This is a genomic window from Pseudomonas sp. 22515 (assembly GCF_052044625.1).
In the GTDB taxonomy this organism is placed as follows: Bacteria; Pseudomonadota; Gammaproteobacteria; order Pseudomonadales; family Pseudomonadaceae; genus Aquipseudomonas; species Aquipseudomonas alloputida.
Window position 1 is genome coordinate 1 of sequence record NZ_JBQENN010000053.1, and the last position, 587, is coordinate 587.

The 587-nt window shown below is 66.6% G+C and carries 1 protein-coding gene; it reads right to left on the reverse strand.

Features of this window, described 5'->3' with window-relative positions:
- Nucleotides 1-75: 75 nt before the first annotated feature.
- A complete protein-coding gene (locus tag ACTJJN_RS26520) occupies nt 76-531 on the reverse strand; it encodes a DUF721 domain-containing protein (RefSeq protein ID WP_020193382.1) in 456 nt (151 codons plus the stop codon).
- Nucleotides 532-587 lie beyond the last annotated feature (56 nt).

Genomic DNA, 587 nt, shown 5'->3' on the forward strand with positions numbered 1-587 from the left:
ATAGCTTGAACCGCCGTGTACGGAACCGTACGCACGGTGGTGTGAGAGGACGGCGGGTGTGAACCCGCCTCCTACTCAATGCTTGCCCTGAGCGTGGGCGGCCAACCGTTCCAGTGCGGCACGCAGTTTGGGGTCGGTAATGCCCTCGGCGGTGTCGCGCAGGCTCTCGGCCGCGCTGTTCGAAAGCTCGGCCGCATGCCCGCCACGCTTGGCCGGTACCAGCGGCGGCTGTACCTTGTACAGGATGCGCCTGAGGTTGCCGAATGCTTCCATGGCCTGCAGGGCCGCCAACAAGCGCTTCTGCTGGTAGCGCAGGCGGGTTGCCCAATGGCCGTCGGTAACCACCAGCAACAAAGTACCATCGCGCCAGGACGCCACATGGCAGTGCTCGCGGGCAGCCGGTTGCAACTGGCTTTCCAGCAGGCGCTGCAAGTGCTCCAGGCGCTCGGCCTGGTTCAGCAGCAGGCGCAGCGGGCGCACTTGGCGCAGCAGGGCGGAGGGCGGCTGGGCGGGGGAGGGTTTGTAGGCCATGGGGGTACGCGTGAGGTGACGTGGGCACAGTCTAACATCTCCGTTGCCTGTGCCGG

Coding starts and splice junctions, on each gene's coding strand:
- ACTJJN_RS26520 (WP_020193382.1), bottom strand. CDS start 531: ATGGCCTACAAACCCTCCCCCGCCCAGCCGCCCTCCGCCCTGCTGCGC.